Source organism: Sphingomonas parapaucimobilis NBRC 15100 (genome assembly GCF_000787715.1).
Lineage (GTDB): Bacteria > Pseudomonadota > Alphaproteobacteria > Sphingomonadales > Sphingomonadaceae > Sphingomonas > Sphingomonas parapaucimobilis.
Genome location: NZ_BBPI01000052.1, coordinates 1 through 2,028, shown reverse-complemented (window position 1 = coordinate 2,028; position 2,028 = coordinate 1). Strand labels below are relative to the sequence as shown.

Below are 2,028 nucleotides of genomic sequence, written 5' to 3'. Positions count from 1 at the left end.
CCCGCTTGCGGAAGCGCCCCACCCCCATCCCCTCCCCTGAAGGGGAGGGGGGAGTTAATCTCACTTCATCCCGATCTACCGAATCCCCTCTGCGTCCGCTGCGCCTCTGCGCGAACCTTAAAAAAGGGGATGCCCTTGGCCTTCGGCTCGAGTCTATTCTGAGCGGCTGGCTTGCCAGCCAGCCGAAGGGCTCAGGCCAAACGGGGCGAGAATAGGGGGGGGGCTCACCCCCCGACCGGCACCAAGTCCGCGTCGATCGCGATCGTCACCTGTCGCCCGACGATCAGCGGATAGGCGGTCATCCCGAAATCGCGCCGGTCGATCCGCGTCGTCGCGGTGATATGCACTGGCTCGCGGCCCGACATCGCGGCGAAGTCGCGCGAGAAATCGACGGCCAGCGCCGCCGGGCGCGTGACGCCCCGCGCGGAGATCGTGCCCGTCACGGTCGCGCTGTGTGGCCCGGTGCGGGTCATGCCAGCCGCGTGGAAGGTCACGCGCGGATAATGGTCGACATCGAAAAAGTCCGGCCCGCGCAACCGCGACCGGGTGAGCGCGTCGCCCGCCTCCAGCGTCTGCGTGTCGATCCGGACGTCCAGCGTCACCGCCTTCGCATCGCGGTCGGACAATGCGACATGGCCCTCGCTATGGGGAAAGCGCGCGGTCTTGCTGGCCAGGCCGAAAAAGCCGACCTTGGCCTGCACGCGGGCATGGGCGGGATCGATCGTATAGCCGATCGCGCCGGTGCCGCTGGCGGAAGCCATGCTGGCCAGCGCCGCGACCGCAACCATCGCGAGATTACCGATTCTCAACCCTTCCACCTCATGCTCGAAAAGGCCGTCCCCTTCCGATAAGGGGCCGCCATGGCCAAGCTCTATTTTTACTATGCCAGCATGAATGCGGGAAAATCGACCATGCTGTTGCAGGCCGATTTCAACTATCGCGAGCGGGGGATGAACACGATGCTGTTCACCGCCGCGATCGACGATCGCTTCGCCTATGGCACCATCGCCTCGCGCATCGGCCTGTCGCAGCCCGCGACGCCGTTTCAGGCGACGACCGATCTGGAGGCCTGCGCCCTCGACCAGCATGGCCGCACGCCGCTGGCCTGTATCCTGGTCGACGAGGCGCAGTTCCTGACGCCCGAACAGGTCGACCAGCTGGCGCGGCTGGCCGACCGGCATCGCATTCCGGTGCTGTGTTACGGCCTGCGCACGGACTTCAAGGGACAGTTGTTCCCCGGTTCGGCGCGGCTGCTGGCGCTGGCCGATGCGCTCAGCGAGATCAAGTCGGTCTGCGTCTGCGGGGCGAAGGCGACGATGAACCTGCGCGTCGACGGACAGGGCAAGGCGATCGCCGAGGGTGCGCAGACCGAGATCGGCGGCAATGACCGCTATGTCGCGCTGTGCCGCCGCCATTTCGGCGAGGCGCTGGCGGGGGAGCCGGTGCTTGAGGCGGAGGCAAAGCCCGACTAACGCTGCCCGATGCATGGATGGATCATTCTCGACAAGCCGCTGGGGCTGGGCTCGACGCAAGGGGTGAGCGCGGTCAAGCGGTGCTTGCGCCAGGGCGGCTATGGCAAGGGTATCAAGGTCGGCCATGGCGGCACGCTCGATCCGCTGGCGACCGGCGTGTTGCCGATCGCGGTGGGCGAGGCGACCAAGCTGGCCGGGCGGATGCTCGACAGCGACAAGGTGTATGACTTCACCATCCGGTTCGGGGCGCAGACCTCGACGCTGGATGCCGAGGGCGAGGTGGTCGCGACCAGCGACGTGCGCCCGACTCGCGCCGCGCTGGAGGCGGTGCTGCCGCGCTTCACCGGGCCGATCGACCAGGTGCCGCCCGCTTACTCCGCGCTGAAGGTGGATGGCGAGCGCGCCTATGACCTCGCACGGGCGGGGGAAGAGGTGGTGCTGGCGAGCAGAGCTGTGACGATTTACGCGCTCATATCCTCCCCGGAACGGGGAGGGGGACCGTTCGCGCCAGCGAATGGTGGAGGGGGGGAGCCACTGGGCGAGTCCCTCGCGGACG

At 67.6% G+C, this 2,028-nt stretch carries 3 protein-coding genes; 2 read left to right on the top strand and 1 reads right to left on the bottom strand.

All coding sequences use genetic code 11. From position 1 onward, the window contains the following. Positions 1-224: 224 nt before the first annotated feature. On the bottom strand, positions 225-788 hold the full coding sequence (locus tag SP5_RS09370; protein ID WP_042487473.1) for a YceI family protein: 564 nt from the start codon (positions 786-788) through the stop codon (positions 225-227). Positions 789-860: 72 nt separating this feature from the next. On the opposite strand from SP5_RS09370, the gene SP5_RS09365 reads away from it, so the two are divergent. Continuing rightward, positions 861-1,472, top strand: a complete 612-nt coding sequence (locus SP5_RS09365; protein WP_042487470.1) for a thymidine kinase — start codon at positions 861-863, stop codon at positions 1,470-1,472. Positions 1,473-1,481: 9 nt separating this feature from the next. After that, positions 1,482-2,028, top strand: a 547-nt coding sequence (gene truB, locus SP5_RS09360) for a tRNA pseudouridine(55) synthase TruB (protein WP_157013649.1), incomplete at its 3' end; no start/stop codon positions are given.

Bases quoted from the DNA above. Each gene is read 5' to 3' on its own strand.
- SP5_RS09365 (WP_042487470.1), top strand. From the start codon at position 861: ATGGCCAAGCTCTATTTTTACTATGCCAGCATGAATGCGGGAAAATCG.
- SP5_RS09370 (WP_042487473.1), bottom strand. From the start codon at position 788: ATGGTTGCGGTCGCGGCGCTGGCCAGCATGGCTTCCGCCAGCGGCACC.